This is a genomic window from Allobranchiibius huperziae, assembly GCF_013410455.1.
In the GTDB taxonomy this organism is placed as follows: domain Bacteria; phylum Actinomycetota; class Actinomycetes; order Actinomycetales; family Dermatophilaceae; genus Allobranchiibius; species Allobranchiibius huperziae.
This window is the reverse complement of sequence record NZ_JACCFW010000001.1, coordinates 3,434,233-3,455,336: the sequence shown is the minus strand read 5'-3', so window position 1 is coordinate 3,455,336 and position 21,104 is coordinate 3,434,233. Positions and strand designations below refer to the sequence as shown.

The following is a 21,104-nucleotide window of genomic DNA, read 5'->3' as shown; positions in this document are numbered from 1 at the left end:
GCGCCCACGGGGTGGATCGCTGTCGACGACAGGGTGCGACTTTCCCCGGCCGAGACGGCCGAGGGCATCGATGTCGTTCCTGTTTCACGTGAAACGGAGATCGTGACGGACGGCGCAGCGTCTGTTTCACGTGAAACACCGGCCCCGGCGCCGGAACCCGCGCCGATCTCCCTACCGGCCGGACTGGCCGACACCCCGATCGCTGCGGCAATAGCGGATGCGACGAGGCGACGAGCCGCGGTGCAGACCGTCGAGGTGCGTCGCCCCGCGAAACCACGCGTCCTGACCGTGGCGAATCAGAAAGGGGGCGTCGGCAAGACCACCACGACCGTGAACATCGCCGCGGCGCTGGCACAGTCCGGGCTGCGGGTGCTGGTCATCGACATCGATCCGCAGGGCAACGCCTCGACCGCCCTGGGAGTGGACCACCACACCGAGGTGCCCAGCGTCTACGACTCGGTGGTCGACGACCTGCCGCTGCAGGAGGTCATCCACCCGTGCCCCGACATCACCAATCTGTGGTGTGTGCCGGCCACCATCGATCTGGCGGGCGCGGAGATCGAACTGGTCACCATGGTTTCACGTGAAACACGCCTCAAACGGGCGCTGGAGGCATATTTCGAGCAGACCGACCCGGACGAGGCCTTCGATTACATCCTCATCGACTGCCCACCCAGCCTGGGACTGCTCACGGTCAACGCGTTCGTCGCGGCCGGTGAGGTGTTCATCCCGATCCAGTCCGAGTACTACGCGCTCGAGGGCCTGTCGCAGCTGCTGCACAACATCGAACTGATCAAGGCGCACCTGAACCCGGGCCTACAGGTCAGCACCATCCTGCTCACCATGTACGACGCGCGCACCCGCCTGTCGGCGCAGGTTGCCGACGAGGTGCGCGAGCACTTCCCGGATCAGGTACTGAAGGCGTGCATTCCCCGCTCGGTCCGTATTTCGGAGGCGCCGAGTCATGGTCAGACGGTGATGACCTACGAGCCGTCGTCGTCCGGCGCGTTGTCCTACCTGGAGGCTGCCAAGGAATTGGCTGGTCGGGCCGCCGGGTACCGTTGACCCCATGACCGACAAGCGACGCGGGCTCGGCCGCGGACTCGGCGCACTGATCCCTCCGGCACCCGTCGGTGAGCCCCAGCAGCGCCCCTCCGATGTGTTCTTCCCGTCCGCTCAGCAGGAGGTGGCGCGGCGCGCCGCCGCCGAAGGTTTCACGGGAAACATCGCCGTGGCCGATCAGCCGTCCGCTCAACGGGACACGGAATCCTCTGAGCTACGGCCCGTGCCCGGCGCGCAGTTCGCCCAGTTGGACGTCGCGGACATCGCACCCAACGCTCGCCAGCCACGGCAGGTCTTCGACGACGATGACTTGGCCGAGCTGACCCACAGCATCGCCGAGATCGGGGTGCTGCAGCCCATCGTGGTGCGCGAGGTGCCCGCAGCGCCCGACGCGGACGAGGCGCCTGCTCACACCTACGAGCTGATCATGGGCGAACGCCGGCTGCGCGCCAGCAAGGCCGCCGGCAGGACCACCATCCCGGCGATCGTGCGCAGCACGGCCGATGATGACATGTTGCGCGACGCGCTGCTGGAGAACCTGCACCGCGCGCAGTTGAACCCTCTGGAGGAGGCAGCCGCCTACCAGCAGCTGCTCGACGACTTCTCCTGCACACACGACGAACTCGCTACCCGGATCGGCCGGTCGCGCCCGCAGATCTCCAACACCATCCGCCTCCTGCGCCTGCCGCCTCTCGTCGCGCGCCGCGTGGCGGCGGGTGTGCTGAGTGCGGGGCATGCCCGTGCCCTGCTTGCATTGCCGGATGCGGCTGCGATGGAACGTCTCGCCCAGCGGATCGTGGCGGAAGGGCTGTCGGTCCGCTCCACGGAGGAGATCATCGCGATCGGTCAGGAGCCGGAGAAGGTCACCCGCGCGACGCCGACGATGGGCGCCCACCACCCCGCGTTGGATCAGATCGCTGCCACGCTGTCCGATCGCCTGGACACCCGGGTGGGGATCAGCCTGGGCAAGCGCAAGGGCAGGATGACCGTGGAGTTCGCGAGCGTGCAGGACCTGCAGCGGATCGTCGACACGCTCGGTATCCAACTCGTCGACGACTGACCCTCCGCCTCCGCGGATGTCGGCGACAACGAGAACGGCCGCCCCACCAACTGGTGGGGCGGCCGTTTCACGTGAAACGTGATGGATCTCAGCCGAGGTAGGGCTCGAGTTCGCGCAGCAGCTTCGGCTTCGGCAGGGCGCCGACCAGCGACTTCACGACCTCGCCATTGACGTAGACGTTCAGCGTCGGGATGCCGGTGATGCCGTACTTGGCGGCGATCTGCGGGTTTTCGTCGGTGTTGAGCTTGACCACGTCGATCTTGTCGGCGTTGGCGGCGGCCACCTCTTCGAGGATCGGTGCGACGGCCTTGCACGGTCCGCACCAGGGAGCCCAGAAGTCGACGAGGACGGGCTTGGAGTTCTGCAGGACATCGGCCTCGAACGAGGCGTCGTTGGTTTCCTTGGTGCTCATGCGGTCAGCCTTTCAGATGGGTGTGACAGGTGGTCGGCGGTGCAGGTCGGGCTGGTCTGCCCGACCTGCACGCTCGGACGAATTGCGTTGCAGGGCAACGGGATCAGTCAGCGGTGACGAGTTCGGTGGCGTCCTGGCGCTGCGCGACATCGTGCGCGGGTGACTGCTCGAGGTCGGCCAGGAAGCGCTCGGCGTCCAGGCTCGCCGCGCACCCGGATCCGGCGGCGGTGATGGCCTGGCGGTAGGTGTGGTCGACCAGGTCGCCGCACGCGAAGACACCCTCGACGTTCGTGCTGGTCGAACCCGGCGCCACCGTTACGTAGCCCTCGGCGTCGGTCGCGACCGTGCCGAGAATCAACTCGTTGCGCGGCAGGTGCCCGATCGCGACGAAGACCCCGGTGGCCTCCAGCTCGCGCTCGGTGCCGTCCACGGTGTCGCGCAGCGTGATCGAGGAGACCTTGCTGTCACCGTGGATCGCGGCGACCTCGCTGTTCCAGGCGAACCGGATCTTGGGGTTGGCGTGCGCCCGGTCGGCCATGATCCGCGAGGCCCGCAGTGCATCGCGGCGGTGCACCAGGGTGACCGTGCGGGCGAAGCGGGTCAGGAAGGTCGCCTCCTCGATGGCCGAATCGCCGCCGCCGACGACCACGATGTCCTGCTCGCGGAAGAACGCGCCGTCGCAGGTCGCGCACCAGGAGACGCCCCGGCCGGACAAGCGCTGTTCGTCGGGCAGTCCGAGCTCGCGGTACGCCGATCCCATGGCGAGGATGACCGCGTGCGCCCGGTGCGTGTTGCCCTCACCGTCGGTGACGGACTTCACCGGTCCGCTCAGGTCCATGGACAGCACGTCGTCGCGGATCAGTTCCGCGCCGAAGCGCTCGGCCTGGGCGCGCATGTGCTCCATCAGGTCCGGGCCCATCACGCCTTCGGGGAAGCCCGGGAAGTTCTCCACCTCGGTGGTGTTCATCAGCGCGCCGCCTGCCGTGACCGATCCCTCGAACACCAAGGGTGCGAGGTTGGCGCGGGCGGCGTAGATCGCGGCTGTGTATCCGGCGGGTCCGGAGCCGACGATGATGAGGTTGCGGACGGTGTCAGCAGTCACGGGAGGACCTGCTCCTAACGCATGCGGAGGCGCCCGGGAACGGGCGTCATGGAGTGGAACAGATCCTAGATGAGCCTTGTTCCCGCGCCCGTGGCGTCCACCCGGCGACCTTCGCGGGTCCCCCGTCCGGGCTCGTGTCGCTAGTCGTGCGGGCGCAGTCGGCCGATCGCGTCGTCGATCTCGCAGCGGTAGAGCCGCTCTGCGTCCAGGCCCATCTGCGCGTACGTGCCTTCGATCTCCAGGCTGATGATGCCGTGCGCGCGCGACCAGAGCTGCACGGCCAGTGCGAGCAGGGCGGGGTCGGAGGCAGCGTCGCCCCAGGGGTCGTCGCCTGCGCGGTCGGCTGCCCATGCCGTGAGCTCGCGCCCGAGCGTGGCGTCGACGCGCGGCAGGCGTGCGTCGGGCTGACGCAGATCGGCGATGGCCCGCAGCAGAGCGGTCATCGAGCGGTCGGAGGCCGGCACGATTCGGTCCGGGTCGAGACCGCCCGAGCCGTACGTGCTGGCGAAGATCAACCGGTAGCGATGCGGTTGGGCGAGCGCCCAGTCGCGGCCGGCGTCCAGCACCGCGCGCAGCCGGCCCGCCGCAGATCGGCGGCCGGCGTCCTCGACGGCCTGTTCGATCGCGTCGGCGAAATCCTCGTAGGTCTCGACCACCAGCGTCGCGAGCAGCTCGTCCCGCGCCGCGAAATAGCGGTACATGGCCGGTCCGGACATTCCCATGGCCTTCGCTATCCCGTTGAGCGACAACGCAGTCGGGCCTCCGGCCGCGATCTGCGCGTATGCGTGCTCGCGGATCTCCGAGAGTGTCCGAGCGCGCAACTCCGCGCGACGCGGACGCGCGGAGGGGGCGGTGGTGGCCATGGGGTGAGCATATCGTGACCAGGGTGTCACTTGCGTTATACACCTATAACTGTTCTAGTGGAGAGCGGACGAACTCCCGTCAGAGAGAAGCCGCCATGCCCACCGCACCGCTCGACCAGGGTCCCACCGCCGACCTGACCACCCCAGCACCTCGACTGTCCCCACGCCTCGTCGTATCCGCCGGGGCCGGGTTGGTGCTCGGCGCTGTCGCGAGCGCCGTCGTAGAGGCCGTCGTCGCGAACGGCTGGCACCGTCCGCCGTACAGCTACGTCGATGACAAGGTCGCCTACCTGGGCAGTCCCTACTGCGGGAACTACGAGGGACACGCCGTCTGCTCGCCCGACTGGAAGGCGATGCTGGTGACCTGGCTCGCCAACGGGTTGCTGGTCCTGGGGGCCGGGTTGGTCCTCGGCCGGCTCGTCGGCGGTCGCACCGGCGTCGTCGTGCGCGTGCTCGCCCTGCTGGAAGCCGTCGGATTCGCGCTCTTCTCCCTCTTCCACGACTCGCCCGCCGCCCGGGCGGACGGCACCATCACCTGGTACTTCCTCGGCGCCGGTCTGGTGATCGTCGTCGCCAACGCGCTGCCGGTCGTCGTCGGGGTCGCTGCGCGACGATTCGGCCTCCCGCGCCCCGTCGCCGTCGTCTGCGTGGCCCTGGGCGTCTTCGGGCTGGTGGCCGCCCTCGCCACCGCGGGCTGGCCTCCCGGTGGATCGCCGGCTGGGCCAGCAGCGATCCCCAGCAGCTCGCCCGGCTCTTCACCGCGGATGCCACCTACACCGACGAGGGTGTCGGAAAGGTCTCCCACGGTCGCCAGGGCGTCGCCACCTGGCAGGCCGACACCCACAAGCTCATCCCCGACGTGAGCGGCACTCTGCAGGATGCGTTCCGCGACGGCGACCGGATGCTGATCCAGTCCATCTACCGCGGCCACATCGTCGGCGCACCGCACTCGTTCGCAGTGCCGATGGCCACGGTGCTGCACCTGCGCGGCCACCGGATCGTCAGCGACACCGACTACTACAACCTCGCGGACCTGCTGCGGCAGTCCGGACTACCGCCCACCTGGACCCCGCCGAAGGGCTGAGAGAGCAGAGCTCCCGATGCCACGCGGGGCGCCGCGCTCGCTCAGGTGGCGACCGCGGCGGGTCCGGCCAGGGGCTTGGACCCGCTGGTGCAGCTGCGGCTCACCACCCACGCGGTGCTCTTGCCGGACTTGGTGAGTACGACGACGACGGCCGGCGTTCCGTTATAACGCGCCAGGTCGACGGTGATGTGGTCCGGGTCGGCGGCCAGCGCCGACCCCAGCGACCCCAGGCAGGCCACGACGCCCTGGGAGGTGGCCATCGCGCCGTACTCCTGCGCCACCTGCGGCGGCACCGAGGTCGTGCCGGGGCTCGCCAGCAACGACGCAGCCTGGGTCGGCAGCGCGGCGCTGGTGTAGTTCTGACCGGTCTCCCCCAGGGAGACGCGGCCGGCCAGTGATGCCGCGGGCGACGGTGCTTGGGCCACCGGAGCACTCTGGTGGCGCAGCCCGGCGTACCCGACGGCTCCACCGCCCACGATCACCGCGGCCGCCGCGGCGACGCCGAGGGCACGCCAGCCGCGACCTCGCCGGCGGCGGGCGTCCAGGTCGACGACGTCGGCGTGACTGCGCGGCGCGGGCTGTTCAGCGGGTGCGGCGGTGACCGGACTGCCGAGGCGCGCGGTCGGTGCATCGGAGGCGGCTCGTGCCCGCTGCTCCTGCGCGAGGGCAGCCTCGATCCGGAACGTCACGTCGTCCGGCATCCGTCCCGGCCCCGGCACGGCCGCCAGCAGATCGCGAATCCTCTGATCCTCGCCCTCGTCGGTCGGTTCGATGCCGGAGGAAGGTGGGTCGGTCATTCGATTCCTCCACTCCTGGTCACCGGTACGACGGCGTCCGGCTCCGATCGGTTCCCGCTTCCGGCGAAGTTTCTCGCGGTGCGCTGCCCGGTCATCGGGCGGCCCCGTATCCGTCGCCCTGCCGGTCGCGCAGCAGCTCGGCCAGCGCCGCCCGACCACGGGCACAACGCGATTTGACCGTGCCCTCGGCGACCTCCAGCACCTGCGCCGTCTCGGCGACCGACAGACCCTGCATGTCCACCAGGGTCAGCGCCAGCCGCTGGGCCTCCGGGATCTCGCCCAACGCCTGCTGTACGTCGATGCGGACCTCGGCGCTGGCGTGCCGGTCGTGGCGATCCGCGAGGTCGTACTCGGGCAGCTCGGCGGTCGGTCTGATGCGCCGCATCCGGTCCAGGCATGCGTTGACGACGATCCGGTGCAGCCAGGTGGTCACCTGGGAGTCCCCGCGGAAGGACTCCGCACGACGGAACGCCGAGATGAACCCGTCCTGGACGGCGTCCGCGGCGATCTCCGGGTCACGCGTCGTACGCACCGCGACCGCCCACATCCGGTCCTTGTGCCGGCGGAACAACTCACCGAACGCGTCGGGGTCGCCCTGGATGTGCGCCCGCAGGAGCTGGGCGTCCGTGGCGGGCACCGCCTCGAGATGGCTCACGAGAAGACCTTCACCTCGGCGATCTGGTCGCGGTAGAGCCCGCCCGAGTACTGGCTGAGGTGGGTGATCCACACGATGACGTACCGCCCCGTTCGCGGGGTGCCACGCACGGTCTGCTCGCCCGAGCCGTTGGTCAGTGTGCCGATCGGGGTGCCCCCGACGATGGTCTTCTTGTTGGTGACGAAGACCTCGATGGTCGTGGGGTTGCCGATCACGTTGATGGAGACGCTGCCGACCTGCTTGCTCGAGCCGAGGTCGAGCAACAGGCCGACGCCGTTCTTGGTGCTTCCGAACGTGTCGGTCCGGTAGATGTGCGTGACCCACATGGTGTTGTTGTCGCCGTCGATGGCGCGCCGGGCCAGCTCGTTGTGCTCGTCGCCGTTGCCGTCCGGGTCGTAGCTGGTGATCGAGACGGGCTTGATCGGCGTACCGGACGCCACGGTGGAGGTCGTGGTCGAACTCGGCGCGGAGGAGGTGGTGCTGGTCGGGGACTTCGTCGACGTCGCACCGCTCGCGCCGCTGGATCCGATGCCCCTCAGTCCGTACACCGCGACGACGAGGGTGAGGATCAGCAGGACCGCGACGATGCCCAGCGCCAGGCCGCTGGAGCGGCGGTCGGGCTCGTCGTAGCCGGAGGGCAGGCCGGGTGCCGGCGGTTCCAGGTCGACGAGGCTCGGATCGCGGACCGACATGTCCGCGGGGAGTGCGCCCACGGCGTGCTGCCGGGTCTCGTCGGGATCCCTGCGGCGGGTCGGACGGTCGGCATCGTCGAAGTAGCGCGTGGCCGCACCGCGGTGAGGGGCAGGGGCCGCGGCAAGTTCCTCCTCGTCGGCGAGCGCCACGTCACGTCCACCGACGCCGTGCACCCGTTCGGCGGACCACGGCGAGAGCAGCCGGGCCAACTCGCCGGGAGTGCGCGGCCCCCCGTCCTCGACCAGCACCTCGAGACAGAGGGAGTCCAGGTCGGACGGCACCCTGGTGACCAGCGTGGACGGGGCCGGAACGGGGACCGAACGGTCGCTCGACCCTTCGTCGGACCCGGATGCGGATCCGCCGCTGCTGCCGGTCGCGCTCGGCAGGCCGGGCACCGCCGCGGCGCCCGGCCATCGACCGGTGAGCGCGGCGTAGAGGATGCGCACCAGGTCCTTGGTGTCGGTGCGCGAGGCCACCGACGGCGGGACGTCGTCCAGGCCCGCGAGCGCGCCGTCGGTCGCGACGCCCAGCACCGTGATGGCGCCGTCGCGGGAGCGGACGATGTCGTGCGGGGTGAGCATCAGGTGGTGCAGACCACGGGCGGCCGCGGTGTGCAGCCCGGTGGCGGCCTCACCGACGATGCGGCGCGCCTCCTCGGCGGGCAGGGTCTGGAATCGCAGCAGGTCCACCAGGGACTCTGCGTCGTGCACCCGCTCCGTCACGACGTACGACGTGCCGTCCTCGGTGCCGACGTCCAGGATGCGCAGCAGGTGCAGGTCATCGACGCCGGCCGCGCGGCGGGCGCTGTCCAGCGCTGCCTCGGCGTGCGGGTCGTCGGCAGGGAACGTGATCGCCGTGACGTCGCGCGCCAGAGTGCGGTCCACGGCGTGCCACTGGCGGCGGGCGCCGGAGACGGCGACGCTGGAGGTCAGCTCGTACCGTCCGGCGAGCGCGTCCCCCTCGCTCGAGTGCTGCACGCGTCCTCCTGCTCCTTGGGCGATCGCGGCCGAGCCGCGAGTTCTGGCGGAAGTCTAGGCGGGGCTGCGCCCAGTTCGGCTGAGGCGGCTGGTGACCGGCGCCAACAATGCATCGATCTCACGCACCTTCAAAGCGCGGGCCACCATGACGTACACGACCAGGAAGAACACACCGCCGATCACCAGAGCCGCGAGTGCACCGGCGACGGGCGCGTGGATGACGTGGCCGAGGCCCCATCGCACGACGAACGTCACGAGGGCTCCGGCGACCGCCGCCGCGGCAAGGCGGCCGTAGGTGCGTGGCACACCCGGCATCGGCAGACCGCCGAGGCGCTTGCGCAGCCAGTAGTAGCCCGATGCCGCCTGCGCGACGTAGCTGATCGACTGCACGAGGGCCACGCCGGTGCCGACCCGTTCGGGCGGCAGGAGCGCGCACAGGAGGGTGAGAGGCACGGCGACCGCGGTCCCGAGGAACTGCATCATCAGGGGTTTGACGGCGTCCTCGTACGCGTAGAGCGTGCGTTGCACGATCACGTTGAGCGCCAGCGGGAAGCTCCCCAGCAGCATCGCGATCGTGGCGCTGGAGAGTCCGGCGACCGCCACCGATCCGCTGTTGTGGCCGTAGAGCAGGGCCAACGGCGGGATCAGGGCGAACGAGCCGATCGTCACCGGGATGACGGCGACCCCGCACAGGCGTACGGCGGTCGCGACGTCGTCGGTGACCCGTGTGGTGTCGCGGTCGTGGGCAGCGGTGGAGATGCGGGTGTAGAGCGCGGTGATCAGGCTGACCGTGACCAGGGAGTGCGGCAGCATGAAGAGCAGGAACGCGGTGGACTGCACGATGCGTCCGGGGTACCTGCCCGGGAGGTTGTTGAGCACGTTGGTCGTCACAAGCAGGCTCGCCTGCTGCACGAGGATGGCGGAGAACGCCAGGCCGGCGATCTTCCCGGTCGAGCGCAGCCCCACGCCCCGGAAGTGCATGTTGGGCGTGAAGCGGTACCCGGCCCGCCTCATCGGGATGATCAGCACCAGCGCCTGGGCGACGATCCCGATCGTGGTGCTGCCTCCGAGGACCAGGATCATCTCGCCGGTCCAGTCGCCCGGTGCGATGTTCGGGCTGAAGCGCGCCATGAAGTAGAGCAGGCCGAGGATCGAGGCGATATTGGCAAGCGCCGGCGACCACATGAACGCACCGAATCGACTGCGGGAGTTCAACACCTCCCCGAAGATCGTGTAGACGCCGTAGAACAGGATCTGCGGAAGGCACAGCAGACCGAACAACCAGCCCAGGTGCAGCGCCGCGGGCGAGCCCGTCACGTCGTAGATGCGGTAGAGCGGGTAGGCGAAGATCAGGCAGATGGCGGTGATCCCGCCGAGCAGCAGCAGGGCGAGCGTGACCAGTCGGTCGGTGTAGCCCTTCCCGCCGTCCGGGTCCTTCAGGGCCTTGGTCAGCTGGGGGATGAGCACCGCGTTGAAGACGCCGCCGGCCAGCAGCAGGAAGACCATGTTGGGCAGCGTGTTGGCGGTGTCCCAGATGTTCGCGGCGTTGGCGCCCTTGCCCTTGCTGACCGCACCGAGCGCTGTCAGCAGGAGGTAGGCCCGCAGGAACCCGAGCATCCGGGACACCAGGGTGCCGGCGGCCATGATCGCGCTCGAGCGGGCGACTCCCGCGACTCCCGCGTCGCCCGCCGTCTTGTCCGGCGTACCGGTCGGGGCGGCTGACGGCGGTCGGGGCGGTGCATCGCGCAGGGAGGCACGGGTCGCGCCGCGGGGCGGGCCGGCCGCCTGGCGCACGACCCGCGCGGAGCGCGTGTCGACCAGTCGCGGCTCCAGGATGACGGTGCCGGAGAAGAGGTCGAGCGACGACTCGTCGCCGCGCGACCGGGAGTACTGCGCGCCGAGGCTGGGCCGCGACGACGACCCGTCCGGCTCGTCCGGCCCGCGCGGGGGCGGCGCGGCCGCGTCGTACCGGGTGCCGAGACTGCGCCCGGAGGGCTCACTCATGCGGATCCTCCCCGGCGCGATGGTCGGTGGTTGCAGTCTCGTCACCGGGGCGCGGCGCTGCCGCGGTCGGGCTCGGTGTGCTCGCTACGATCGCATCCCCAGGGGTGGCAGCGCGAGGCGGCGCGCTGCCTGGTTGCGGCGCCACGTCCTGCTCGGCGCGCGGGCCGCGCCGGATGCTGCGGACGACCCCGCCGATGAGGATGAGTCCCGCCACCGCGCCGAGGGCCCAGTAGATCCATGTCGCGGTGGGGCGCACGTTGACCTGCAGGTTGGCCTTCGTGCCCCGCGGCGCACCCAGTTCGACCCCGTTCGCGGTTTCGATGACCGCGTCCACCGGCACCGACCCGGAGCCTGCGGCCGCGACCTCCGGGCGCACGATGCCGAGCCCGCCGGCGGCCAGCGAGATCGCCGGTGCCTGGCGGCGCACTTTCAGCTGGATCGCGCGCGGCAGCAGCACCACCCGCACGTTGTGCACCGGGCGGTTGAGCTTGTTGACCACGTTGATGGACAGCGCTCCCCGGTCGGTGAAGAAGTTGACGGGGGAGGTGCTGACCGACACCAGTGACAGCAGGCTCGCTAGCCCGGCGGCGCTGTACTGCGCCGAGTGGGTCGCCCCGGCGGTGTAGCCCCGCCACCGCGTCGATCCCAGGTTGTCGACCAGGCGCAACCGGTCGGAGATCACGTCGCCGGAGTTCACGAGCAGCGAGTTCAGGCCGGACAGTTGCCGACGCTGGGTGCCGATCCTGGTGAGGAACGCCTGCGTGACGGCGGTGGTTCTCGGTGCGGGGAAGGTCACGGTGGTCCGCTGCGACCGCAGCGTGTCGGGGGTGGCCGATCGGGCGATCCGGACGGCCTGCGCGCCGGAGCGGTCGGCCAACCACGGCGCCTTGCGCGCAGCGGAGATGATCGATGCGAGCTGAGAGGCGGCCGCGCCGGCGGAACGGGGTACGACGATCGCGAGCGAGCGCGAGGTGGCGGGTCGCTCCTCGTAGACCGCCAGGCTCTGCGCCAGGAACTCCTGGGTGCGCAGGCCGATGTCACCCGTGGCCGCACCGACGAGTGCGCTCAGTTGCTGGTCGTAGAGGAGCAGACCCGCCGTGCCGGTGGCGGATCGTTCGGCGGTGCCGGTGATGTCGCCGGTGTCGGAGGCCGCTTCCTTCGGCAGGATCACCACCGGTGCCGCCCGGTGCTTCTGCGACCACGCGTTCGTGATGGTGCGCAGCACCGTCGCATCGACACCCGATGCGGGCCAGGCCACCGAGGTGGAGCTCACCGCAGCCATGTCGGAGGGCAGCGAGCGGCCCACCTCCTCGCGCATCAGCTGTTCTCCACGGGTGCCCGACGTCGCGAGCGCGGACAGGTCCGGGTCGTCGTACGGCGTCCACAGCACCGACTGGTACGAGGGCAGCGAGGCCAGACGGGTACGCAGCTGCGCGGCCAGCGTGGCGGCCGGGTCGGTGCTGGTGCCGGTCGTCCCCGAGCTGCCGCTCGGGGACGGAGTGGATGACCTGCTGCCGGAGGAGGTGGAGCCCGCTGAGGAGGAGGACCCGGTGGCGCCCGACGACCCCCTGGTGGAGGAGCTGGAGGTGCCCGTGGGGGCGGCGCTCGAGGTGGCGGCAGGCACGTTGCGGTCAGCGGCCGCGGGCGGCGCGATGACGGCCGGGTCGATCACCCAGGTCACCGGCTGCCCAGCCAGGGCGCGCAGCATCGTGTCGATGCGCGACCCGGTCCCGATCGCGTTCTCCCAGGCGGCGGTTCGGGCGCTGCCGGTCGGTCCGAAGAGTGCCGAGTCCGCAGGCAGCATCAACGGCACGAGCCAGGTGACGTGCATCGGAACGGCCGGGGCGGTGCGCACGAACGACAACGTCGTACGCCAGGTACTCAACGGCACACCCCCGACACCGTTGGACAACGAGATGGACAGCGGCAGGTTGGCGTTGCTGTAGCGCAGCGCCAGCGCATCGGCGGGAATGGTGAGGGTGAACTGCTCGAAGCCGCCCGCGTTGAGGGAGCCCGGCCGGGTCGATGCCCGGTTGCGCGTCAGCACCTGTGATGTGCCGGCGTTCCAGGAGCGCACGGAGCTCACGGTGTCCAGGTCGGTGGTGCCGAGCGAGGCGGTGAGCACCGGCGCCGTGAGTGCCCTGCTCCCGGCGGTGAGCGACCCGGTGATGGTGACCGGCTTGTCGGGCGCCGCCACTGTCGGGCTGACCGCGGTGATCGCCACATCGGGGTCGAACCCGCTCGCCGCGTGTGTCACGGCCGAGGCGGTCGGGACACCGACGAGCAGGCAGGCGAAGACGAGCAATGCCGCCAACAGCGCGGCTCCCCGGGTCAGCATGGTCACCGGCTCAGGCAGTTCCCGCGAGGTGCTCCCAAGCGGTGTGGGCGATGCGCCGTTCGTTGGGGAAGGTGAGGCGTGCTGCGACGTCCTCCAGGAGGAACCACTGCGCATCGATCGCCTCGTGGTCGGGGTCGTTCTCGATGGAGATCTCCCCACCGAGCGCCTCCAACAGGTAGTGATGCACCCGCTTGTGGATCCGGAACTGCGGCGTGCTGAACCAATAGTCGATCGTGCCCAGGGTCAGCAGGGCGCGACCCATGATGCCGGTTTCCTCCTCGACCTCGCGAACCGCGGTCTCGGTGAGGGTCTCGCCGGGCTCGACGTGCCCCTTCGGCAGGCACCACTCGAGGCGCCCTGCGCGGTTGTGTCTCGCGATCAGGGCGATGTAGGCACGGCCCTGGGCGACGTCGATGACGACACCACCGGCCGAGATCTCCTCCACCGCGGGGAGTCGGCGCTGATGCCGGCTCGCGGGAAGGGGATACAGCGTCATCTCTGCACTGTAACCACGGGGTGGCGCGAATTCGAGCATGTCCCCGCGTCCCCTACCCTGGCGGGCGTGGCACCACCGGCATCACCCGAACGTCCCGACCCGTCCGAGATCTCGCGGCTGCAGGAACTCGCGGTACGGCGGCTGGCCCCGGTCCTCGCGACGCTGCGGGAGCTCGGCGAGCTCTTCGAGGCCGAGGGACACCAGCTGGCCCTCGTCGGTGGGCCGGTGCGCGACGCCTTCCTCGGCCGCGATCTGACCGACGTGGACCTGACGACCTCGGCCCGCCCGGACCAGACCGAAGCCCTGCTGACGGCGTGGGGCGCCACCACGTGGGACATCGGCCGCGCGTTCGGCACGATCGGCGGTCGTCGGCACGGCGTACAGGTCGAGATCACGACCTACCGCGCCGATGCGTACGACCGGCAGACCCGCAAGCCGCAGGTGTCTTTCGGCGACTCCCTGGAGGAGGACCTGCGCCGCCGTGACTTCACGGTCAACGCGATGGCGCTGCGCCTGCCGCAGTTGGAGTTCGTCGACCCGTACGACGGCCTCGCGGCGCTGGCCGCACGGATGCTGGACACCCCGGCCACCCCGCAGGAGTCCTTCGCGGACGACCCGTTGCGGATGATGCGGGCGGCCCGCTTCACCGCGCAGCTGGACTTCGAGCTGGCGCCGCGGGTCCGCGAAGCGATGACCGAGGCGGCGGCGCACCTGTCGATGGTCTCGGCGGAGCGGGTGCGCGATGAGCTGGTCAAGCTGCTGCTCGCACCGGACCCGGTCAAGGGCCTGCGCGTCCTGACCGAGACCGGTCTCGCTCAGGTGGTCCTGCCGGAGCTGCCGGCCCTGCAGCTCGAGGTCGACGAGCACCACCACCACAAGGACGTCTACGAGCACTCCCTCACCGTCCTGCAGCAGGCGATCGCGCTGGAGGGACCGCGCAGCGTCGACGGGCTGGGCCCGGTCACCCCCGTTCCGCAACCGGATCTGACGCTGCGCCTCGCCGCGCTGCTGCACGACATCGGCAAGCCCGCCACCCGGCGCTTCGAGTCCGGCGGCGGCGTGTCCTTCCACCACCACGAGATGGTCGGCGCCGGTCTCACCCGCAAGCGCATGAAGGCGCTGCGCTTCGCCAAGGAGGAGATCAAGGACGTCACCCGCCTCGTCGAGCTGCACCTGCGCTTCCACGGGTACGGCGGCGGCGAGTGGACCGACTCGGCGGTGCGCCGTTACGTGACGGACGCCGGGCCGCTGCTGTCGCGGCTGCACCTGCTCACCCGCGCTGACTGCACCACCCGCAACCGGCGCAAGGCCGCGATGCTCGCGCGTACGTACGGCGACCTGGAGGTCCGGATCGCCTCCCTGCTGGAGCGGGAGAAGCTGGACGCCGTACGCCCCGAGCTCGACGGCAACCAGATCGCGCAGGTGCTCGGTATCGCGCCCGGCCCGGTGCTCGGCCGCGCGTACAAGCACCTGCTGGCCTACCGGCTCGACCAGGGCGAGGTCGGCGAGGACGCCGCCGCGCAGGAGCTGCGCCGCTGGTGGTCCGAGCAGCCGGAATCCTCCGGCTGAGTGCGACGCGGGGCCGTTCGCGCGCAACCTGAGCAACGCGACAGGCAGGTGCGCGTAAGGTAGCTGCGCCTCAGAAGATCTGAGCGGGGGCGCTCCGTCCCCGAACGTATGGGGTCCTGGTTGACGCCAGTGCGGCCGACAACGCGATACCGGCGAGCGCACGAGACGCCGAATGGGAGAATAGTTTCTTGGTGCCCGGGTGGCTGCGACGTACGGTCGCTCGCAAAGTGCTGAGGACGTCCGCGTCCCGGCGGTTCGGCCTCTCCGCCGTCACGGTGCTGCCGAAGAAGTTCCTGATGCCGCTGCGGCGAGAGGGTCTGGACCCCATGCCGCAGCTCGCCCAGCAGCGCATCGCGGAGCCAGTGACCAGGTTCGGTCGGGTCTTCGGCATCACATTGTGGCTCGTGACCGGGTACGAAGAGACCCGACGGGTCCTGGACGACCGTGACAGCTACAGCACCGACATCCGTCCGTTCATGGGTGCCGGTTCCTCCACCGACATCGGCGGCCTCGGCTTCACCGATGCTCCCGAGCACACCCGCCTGCGCAAGATGCTCACCCCGGAGTTCACCGGGCGCCGGATCGCCGCGTTCCTGCCGAACGTGGAACGGATCGTGCAGGAGCAGCTCGATCGGCTCGAGGCGCAGGACGGCGTGGTCGACCTCGTATCCGACTTCGCCTTCCCGGTGCCGTTCGCGATCATCTGCGAACTGCTGGGACTCCCGGTCGAGGAGCGTGAACGGTTCCGCGAGCTCGGTCGTACGCGTTTCGACGTCAACGGCGGGGGCCAGGGCACGTTCGGCGCGATGTCCGACACCCAGGAGTTCCTGCTGGACGAGGTGCGCCGGCAACGGGTGGCGCCCGGGCCCGGTCTCATCGGCAACATGATCCGTACCCACGGTGATCAGATCGACGACGTCGCCCTGGCCGGGCTCTGCGACGGCGTCTTCACCGGCGGGTACGAGACCTCCGCGAGCATGCTGGCCCTCGGCGCCCTGGTGATCCTGCAGCGACCGGACGCAGCGGCCCTCGCCCGCGACGACGCCGGCCTGGACAGGCTGATCGAGGAGTTGCTGCGCTACCTGAGCGTGGTGCAGATCGCGTTCCCCCGGTTCGCGTTGGAGGACATGGACCTGTTCGGGCACGACGTCGCGAAGGGCGACGTGGTGATCTGCTCGCTCAGCGGGGCCAACCGGGACGCGTCGTTCGGGGCGGACTCAGAGATGTTCAGCACCGACCGCCAGCGCCAGTCCCACCTCGCCTTCGGGCGCGGTATCCACCGGTGCGTTGGCGCCGAACTCGCGCGGATGGAGATGCGCGTGGCGTTCCGGGCGTTCGTCCGTCGTTTCCCGGACGCCGTGCTCGCCGCCGAGGCCGGCAGCCTGAACTTCCACGACCTGTCGATCGTGTACGGCGTGCAGTCACTGCCCGTGCGCCTCGGCGCCACCACCACAGCGCACACCATGTCCGAGGTTTCCCAGTGAGAATCATCCACGTCGCCGACTCCTTCCCGCCCGACGTCGGCGGGATCGAACGTCAGGTCGAGACACTTGCGCGTCGTCAGACGGCCGAAGGTCACGACGTCACCGTGATCACCGCGGTCGCCGAGCAGGGAGCGGTCGACCGTGACCTGACGGTGGCGCGCGCCGCCGAGGGCCGGTGGCTGACCGTCGCCTTCCCGTGGCGCAACCATGCGATGGTCGCCGATCTTCTGGACGGTTCGCAGGTCGACATCGTGCACGCGCACTTCACCGTGGTCTCGCCCCTCGCGATCTTCGTGACGCGCGAGGCGTCCCGTCGCGGCATCCCGGTGGCGATCACCGTGCACTCCCTGTGGTGGAAGGTCGCCGTCGCCACGCGCGTGTCGACCCTGCCGTTCGGGTGGGGACGGATGCGGGCGGCCTGGTCGGCCGTGAGCACGGTGGCCGCCGAGCACGTGCAGCGCACGCTGCTGTCGGTCGACGAGGTCTCGGTGCTGCCCAACCTGGTCGACACACCGTGGTGGGTGAACCCGCGACCGGTGCCGACGAAGGAGACCCCGCAGCGCGAGGTCCGCCTCGTGCTGGTGGGCCGGTTGAAGAAACGCAAACACGTCGATGAGTTCCTGGACGCGCTCGCCGAGGCCCGCAAGCAGGTCCCGCCCGGCACCCGGGTGAAGGTGAGCATCCTCGGCGACGGACCCCGTCGCAAGGACCTGCTCGCGCAGGTGGAGCGGCTGGGCCTGTCCGACTGGGTCCACTTCCTCGGCTACCACCCCTCCGGCGACATCAAGGACGTCTTCCACGAGAGCGACCTCTTCGTCGCCTCCTCGCGACAGGAAGCGTTCGGCATCGCCGCGCTCGAGGCGCGCTCCGCGGGGCTGCCCGTCATCGGCTACCGCCCCAACGGACTGTCGGACTTCATCACCGACGGCGTGGACGGCGTACTGGTCGCTGACGGCGCCGGGATGGCCGACGCACTCGCGACGCTGATCGGTCGGCCGGACGAGCTGCACCGGTTGCGTGTCAACGCCGCAACGCTGCCGCCCCGGGTCTGTCCCGAGGACGCGGTGCGGGCCGAGACCGAGCTCTACGAGCGCGCCCGCGCGATGCACCCCGAACGTCGCCGGCCCGTCCTGCGGTCCGTCGCCCGCTGACCGACCCGGTCGCCGAATCGATGAACGCCCGAGCGGATGCCGCGGGCGACGCGGCGAGACTGGTCGTGGTGACGGGGCCGCCCGGCGCCGGCAAGAGCACGGTCGCTGCCCTGCTGTCAGGTGGTTTCGATCGGAGTGCCGCGATAGCGGGTGACGCCTTCTTCGCGTTCCTCGATCGCGGTTTCGTGCCACCGTGGGAGGCTGCGGCCCGCCGGCAGAACGACGTGGTGCTCGAGGCTGCGGCATCTGCGGCCGGGCGGTACGTGCGGGGCGGGTACTCCGTGGTCTACGACGGCGTCGTCGGGCCGTGGTCTGTCGATACCTTCCTCACCGCGACCGGCCTCGACGCTCTGGACTACGTCGTGCTCCTCCCGCCGCGAGACCTGTGCCTCGACCGGGTCCGGAGCCGGGTCGGGCACGGATTGACTGACCTGGACGCCGCAGCACACATGTACGGCGAGTTCGCTGACGCCCAGGTGGACGCGCGTCACGTCCTCACGAGCGTGTCGGACGCGCCCACGATCGCGGCGACGATCCTGCAGACGTTGCCCACCGGTGCGCTCCTTCGCGCGCGCGCCTCCTGTGTCTGACCGCGGCGACCACCGCGCCCGAGGGACCGAGCGGACGGCGATCGGCGTCAGGAACCGGCGTCAGCTGTTCTCGTCGACGTAGTCCTGCGGGTCCTTGTCGACGACCGGCACACCGGTGACGTTCTCGGCCTCGTACGCGGCGAACCGCACCGCGATGTCATGCCGGGTCTGCAGGTCCACGTGCATCCGGAAGTCCTTGAGGCCCTCGTGCTCCTCCTCGCCCATGTGCTCGTCGTTGGCCTCACGGGCGTCGTTGACGCCCTTCCACCACTCCTTGGAGCCGGCCGCGGCACCCCGTGCGGCCAGGATGCCGTCGCGGATGTCGTTGTGGTCGCCGATCGCGTCCTTGGTTTCGGCCACCTCGCTGGCGTCGCGTAGGCGCTCGCCCAGTTTGAGCAGCTCGGGATAGAAGTAGATCTCCTCGGCCTGGGCGTGCACCTCGAGCATCGCCGCGAGACGGGTCCAGAGGACGCCGAGGGTCGCGGTGTCCGCCGGGTCCACGTCGTCGAGCATCGCGAACATCCGCCGCTGCTCGTGGTGGTCGGACAGGATCAGTTCGCAGATGTCCACCGCGTCCTCCTGGGTAGGCCCTCGATCGCACATGGTCGGCCGTTCCGCGTCTTCGAGGTCGGCCAGCCCTGATGCTACGGCGCCGCGTCCTGCTCCTGACTCCCACAGGCCGTCGTACGCGGTGACGCGCCGGAGTCGACTCGCCCCGATCCACCTGTCGATCCGCAGCCTGGCCGTGACACGTCCTCGTAGAGGCGAAAACCCCTGCCTCTGAACAGATCACGGGCCGGACTGAGCGTGGTCGGCGGTCTCCGCACGGAGATCGGCCGCGGCGCGGAATGGAGGAGTCATGTTCAACCAGGTGTGGTGGGAGACCGCCGCCCGGGCGTGGACCGCCCGGGCGGCGCGTAGAGCGGACGGGTGGAAGCCGCGCAGTGCGCGTGAGATCGACGAATGCGTGCGCCGGGCGCGGCACGGGGAGCTGACGAGACCACCGGGGTGGGAGCGTTGGGACCGGGTGCGCTGAGCGTCGCGACTCGCGGACGGCTAGGACCCGTCGTCCTCCAGTGGCCAGAACTCGCGCAACTCGATGCGTCCACCGCGCGCCATCGGGTGCGCGGCCGCGGCCTCGACGGCGTCGTCCAGGGTCGCGCAGTCGAGGATGTCGAAGCCAGCGAGCCACTCCTTGGTCTCGGCGAACGGCTCGTCGGTCACGATCCTCTCCCCGTTGCGCACGCGCACCAGCTTCGCGGTCGAGGGTGGGCGCAGCCGCTCGCCCATCACCCACTGGCCGCGACCGTCCACCTGCGCGAACCAGTCGTCGATGCCGGTCTCCGGGGCGTCCGAGGTGTCGGGATCGCCGTCGACGACGACCATCATCAGGTACTTCATGCGGGGCACGTCCTTCGTGTGTGAACGGATCGGTCATGGGGTCGATGCTCGGCGGCCCCCCGGATCGACACCGGCAGGAGACCGTCTTCGCCCCGATCAGTGCACGGGGGGCAGTCCGTCGATCCGCTCCTGGAAGAAGCGCGCCTCGACGTCGTTCGCGGTCAGCAGCATGGCCTCGCGGTAGCCGGCACCGGCTTCCTCGAAGCGACCCAGGCGTCGCAGCATGTCGGCCCGGGCGGCGGGCAGGTAGGTGTAGGTGGCCAATGCCGGCTCCGCCAGCAACGGTTCGAGAGCCGCCAGACCCGTGTCGGGTCCGGACGCGAAGCTGACGGCCACCGCACGCGCGAGTGCGACGACCGGGGTGGGCCAGTGCTGCTGCAGCACGTCGTAGAGGGCGACGATCTGTGGCCAATCGGTCGCCGCCCAACTCGGTGAGGTGTCGTGCACCGCTGCGAGAGAGGCCATCACGGTGTAGCGACCGCAGTCGCGCTGACCCGCCGCCGACGCCAGCAGCTGCAGGCCCTCCCCGATCCCGGCCTGGTCCCAGAGCGAGCGGTCCTGACGTTCCAGGTCGATGGCCGACCCCTCGGCATCGGTGCGTGCGTCGCGCCGAGCCTCGGTGAGCAGCAGGAGCGCGAGCAGCGAGGTGGTCTCCGCACTGTGGGGCAGGAGTTCGTGCAGCATGCGGGCCAGCTGCAGAGCCGCGTCGATCAGATCGATGCGGGTCAGCCGGTCACCCGAGGCGGGCAGGTGGCCCTCGTTGAAGACCAGGTGCACCGTGTCGAGCACCGAGCTCAGGCGTTCGTCGAACTCGTGCGGCTCGGGCGTCCGGTACGCGATGCCGGCATCGGCGATCTTCTTCTTGGCCCGCGTGATGCGTGCCTGCATCGTCGGCTGCGTCACGAGGAACGCCTTGGCGACCTCGCCGGAGGTCAGGCCGCACACGAGGCGGAGGGTGAGAGCCACCCGGGCCTCGGGTGACAGCGCGGGGTGGCAGCAGGTGAACATCAGGCGGAGCCGGTCGTCGGGCAGCTGGACGAACGCCGTGCCGGCCGCGGGGTCGACGGGTACGTCCTGCGCGTCCGTGTGCAGGTGCGGCAACTTCCTCGCCAGGGTCGCGTTACGTCGGTGCACCTGCAGCGCGTTGCGCACCGCCACCGTCGTCAGCCAGGCGCCGGGACGGTCGGGCACACCTTCCTCGGGCCACTTCAGCAGGGCGGAGGTGAACGCCTCCTGCACGCAGTCCTCCGCGATCTGCAGGTCACGCACGACCCTCAGGGTGGTCGCCACCACCTTCGCCCACTCCTGCCGATACGCATCCTCGACGGCAGCGACCGCTGAAGACTCGGCGGTCACCGGTCCGTCC

The 21,104-nt window shown here is 70.3% G+C and carries 20 protein-coding genes; 8 read left to right on the top strand and 12 right to left on the bottom strand.

Features of this window, described 5'->3' with window-relative positions:
* Positions 1-66: 66 nt before the first annotated feature.
* Together HNR15_RS16470 and HNR15_RS16465 are read left to right on the top strand one after the other, a co-directional pair.
* On the top strand, positions 67-1,065 hold the full coding sequence (locus tag HNR15_RS16470) for a ParA family protein (protein WP_425484565.1): 999 nt from the start codon (positions 67-69) through the stop codon (positions 1,063-1,065).
* A 4-nt stretch (positions 1,066-1,069) separates the two neighbouring features.
* The gene (locus tag HNR15_RS16465; protein ID WP_179483384.1) at positions 1,070-2,122 is read left to right on the top strand and encodes a ParB/RepB/Spo0J family partition protein; all 1,053 of its coding nucleotides are present in this window, start codon (positions 1,070-1,072) and stop codon (positions 2,120-2,122) included.
* A gap of 88 nt (positions 2,123-2,210) precedes the next feature.
* Here the strand turns inward: HNR15_RS16465 and trxA are convergent, their stop codons facing one another.
* The 3 genes from trxA to HNR15_RS16450 form a co-directional block, all read right to left on the bottom strand.
* Positions 2,211-2,534: a thioredoxin gene (gene trxA / locus HNR15_RS16460; RefSeq protein WP_179483383.1), complete on the bottom strand. Its 324-nt coding sequence runs from the start codon at positions 2,532-2,534 to the stop codon at positions 2,211-2,213.
* A 103-nt stretch (positions 2,535-2,637) separates the two neighbouring features.
* Entirely contained in the window at positions 2,638-3,636 is a 999-nt protein-coding gene (gene trxB, locus HNR15_RS16455; RefSeq protein ID WP_179483382.1) for a thioredoxin-disulfide reductase, read from the bottom strand.
* Positions 3,637-3,776: 140 nt separating this feature from the next.
* Complete coding sequence (locus tag HNR15_RS16450; protein ID WP_179483381.1) at positions 3,777-4,499, bottom strand: TetR/AcrR family transcriptional regulator; 723 nt, start codon at positions 4,497-4,499, stop codon at positions 3,777-3,779.
* A 304-nt stretch (positions 4,500-4,803) separates the two neighbouring features.
* Here HNR15_RS16450 and HNR15_RS18925 point away from each other — a divergent pair, with 304 nt between their 5' ends.
* Positions 4,804-5,583 carry a nuclear transport factor 2 family protein gene (locus HNR15_RS18925; protein WP_179483829.1) on the top strand — a complete coding sequence of 260 codons (780 nt, stop codon included), beginning with the start codon at positions 4,804-4,806 and terminating at the stop codon, positions 5,581-5,583.
* 41 nt (positions 5,584-5,624) lie between these two features.
* On the opposite strand, the gene HNR15_RS16440 is transcribed toward HNR15_RS18925, so the two are convergent.
* The 6 genes from HNR15_RS16440 to HNR15_RS16415 form a co-directional block, all read right to left on the bottom strand.
* Positions 5,625-6,380, bottom strand: coding sequence for a hypothetical protein (locus tag HNR15_RS16440; protein WP_179483380.1), 756 nt, complete (start codon positions 6,378-6,380; stop codon positions 5,625-5,627).
* 91 nt (positions 6,381-6,471) lie between these two features.
* Entirely contained in the window at positions 6,472-7,035 is a 564-nt protein-coding gene (gene sigM, locus HNR15_RS16435) for an RNA polymerase sigma factor SigM (protein ID WP_179483379.1), read from the bottom strand.
* Positions 7,032-8,705: a protein kinase family protein gene (locus HNR15_RS16430; RefSeq protein WP_179483378.1), complete on the bottom strand. Its 1,674-nt coding sequence runs from the start codon at positions 8,703-8,705 to the stop codon at positions 7,032-7,034. Before HNR15_RS16430 ends, sigM begins: the two co-directional genes overlap by 4 nt.
* A gap of 54 nt (positions 8,706-8,759) precedes the next feature.
* A complete protein-coding gene (murJ, locus tag HNR15_RS16425; RefSeq protein ID WP_179483377.1) occupies positions 8,760-10,709 on the bottom strand; it encodes a murein biosynthesis integral membrane protein MurJ in 1,950 nt (649 codons plus the stop codon).
* Positions 10,702-13,047, bottom strand: coding sequence for a DUF6049 family protein (locus HNR15_RS16420; RefSeq protein WP_246306364.1), 2,346 nt, complete (start codon positions 13,045-13,047; stop codon positions 10,702-10,704). Before HNR15_RS16420 ends, murJ begins: the two co-directional genes overlap by 8 nt.
* Before the next feature lie 10 nt (positions 13,048-13,057).
* Positions 13,058-13,543: an NUDIX hydrolase gene (locus tag HNR15_RS16415; RefSeq protein ID WP_179483375.1), complete on the bottom strand. Its 486-nt coding sequence runs from the start codon at positions 13,541-13,543 to the stop codon at positions 13,058-13,060.
* 66 nt (positions 13,544-13,609) lie between these two features.
* Here HNR15_RS16415 and HNR15_RS16410 point away from each other — a divergent pair, with 66 nt between their 5' ends.
* From HNR15_RS16410 to HNR15_RS16395, 4 genes are all read left to right on the top strand, one after another.
* The gene (locus HNR15_RS16410; protein WP_425484553.1) at positions 13,610-15,112 is read left to right on the top strand and encodes a CCA tRNA nucleotidyltransferase; all 1,503 of its coding nucleotides are present in this window, start codon (positions 13,610-13,612) and stop codon (positions 15,110-15,112) included.
* 227 nt (positions 15,113-15,339) lie between these two features.
* Positions 15,340-16,596 carry a cytochrome P450 gene (locus HNR15_RS16405; RefSeq protein ID WP_343048575.1) on the top strand — a complete coding sequence of 419 codons (1,257 nt, stop codon included), beginning with the start codon at positions 15,340-15,342 and terminating at the stop codon, positions 16,594-16,596.
* Entirely contained in the window at positions 16,593-17,747 is a 1,155-nt protein-coding gene (locus HNR15_RS18920) for a glycosyltransferase (protein ID WP_179483373.1), read from the top strand. Before HNR15_RS16405 ends, HNR15_RS18920 begins: the two co-directional genes overlap by 4 nt.
* Before the next feature lie 20 nt (positions 17,748-17,767).
* Positions 17,768-18,337, top strand: coding sequence for an AAA family ATPase (locus HNR15_RS16395; protein ID WP_179483372.1), 570 nt, complete (start codon positions 17,768-17,770; stop codon positions 18,335-18,337).
* 60 nt (positions 18,338-18,397) lie between these two features.
* Here the strand turns inward: HNR15_RS16395 and HNR15_RS16390 are convergent, their stop codons facing one another.
* Positions 18,398-18,907 (bottom strand): hemerythrin domain-containing protein, encoded by a 510-nt coding sequence (locus tag HNR15_RS16390; protein WP_179483371.1) that lies wholly within the window; start codon positions 18,905-18,907, stop codon positions 18,398-18,400.
* Between the two features lie 289 nt (positions 18,908-19,196).
* Between HNR15_RS16390 and HNR15_RS16385 the strand changes: the two genes are divergently transcribed.
* Positions 19,197-19,373 (top strand): hypothetical protein, encoded by a 177-nt coding sequence (locus HNR15_RS16385; RefSeq protein ID WP_179483370.1) that lies wholly within the window; start codon positions 19,197-19,199, stop codon positions 19,371-19,373.
* A 20-nt stretch (positions 19,374-19,393) separates the two neighbouring features.
* Here the strand turns inward: HNR15_RS16385 and HNR15_RS16380 are convergent, their stop codons facing one another.
* Positions 19,394-19,738, bottom strand: a complete 345-nt coding sequence (locus HNR15_RS16380; RefSeq protein WP_179483369.1) for a YciI family protein — start codon at positions 19,736-19,738, stop codon at positions 19,394-19,396.
* A gap of 96 nt (positions 19,739-19,834) precedes the next feature.
* Positions 19,835-21,094, bottom strand: a complete 1,260-nt coding sequence (locus tag HNR15_RS16375) for a sigma-70 family RNA polymerase sigma factor (RefSeq protein WP_179483368.1) — start codon at positions 21,092-21,094, stop codon at positions 19,835-19,837.
* Positions 21,095-21,104: the final 10 nt, after the last annotated feature.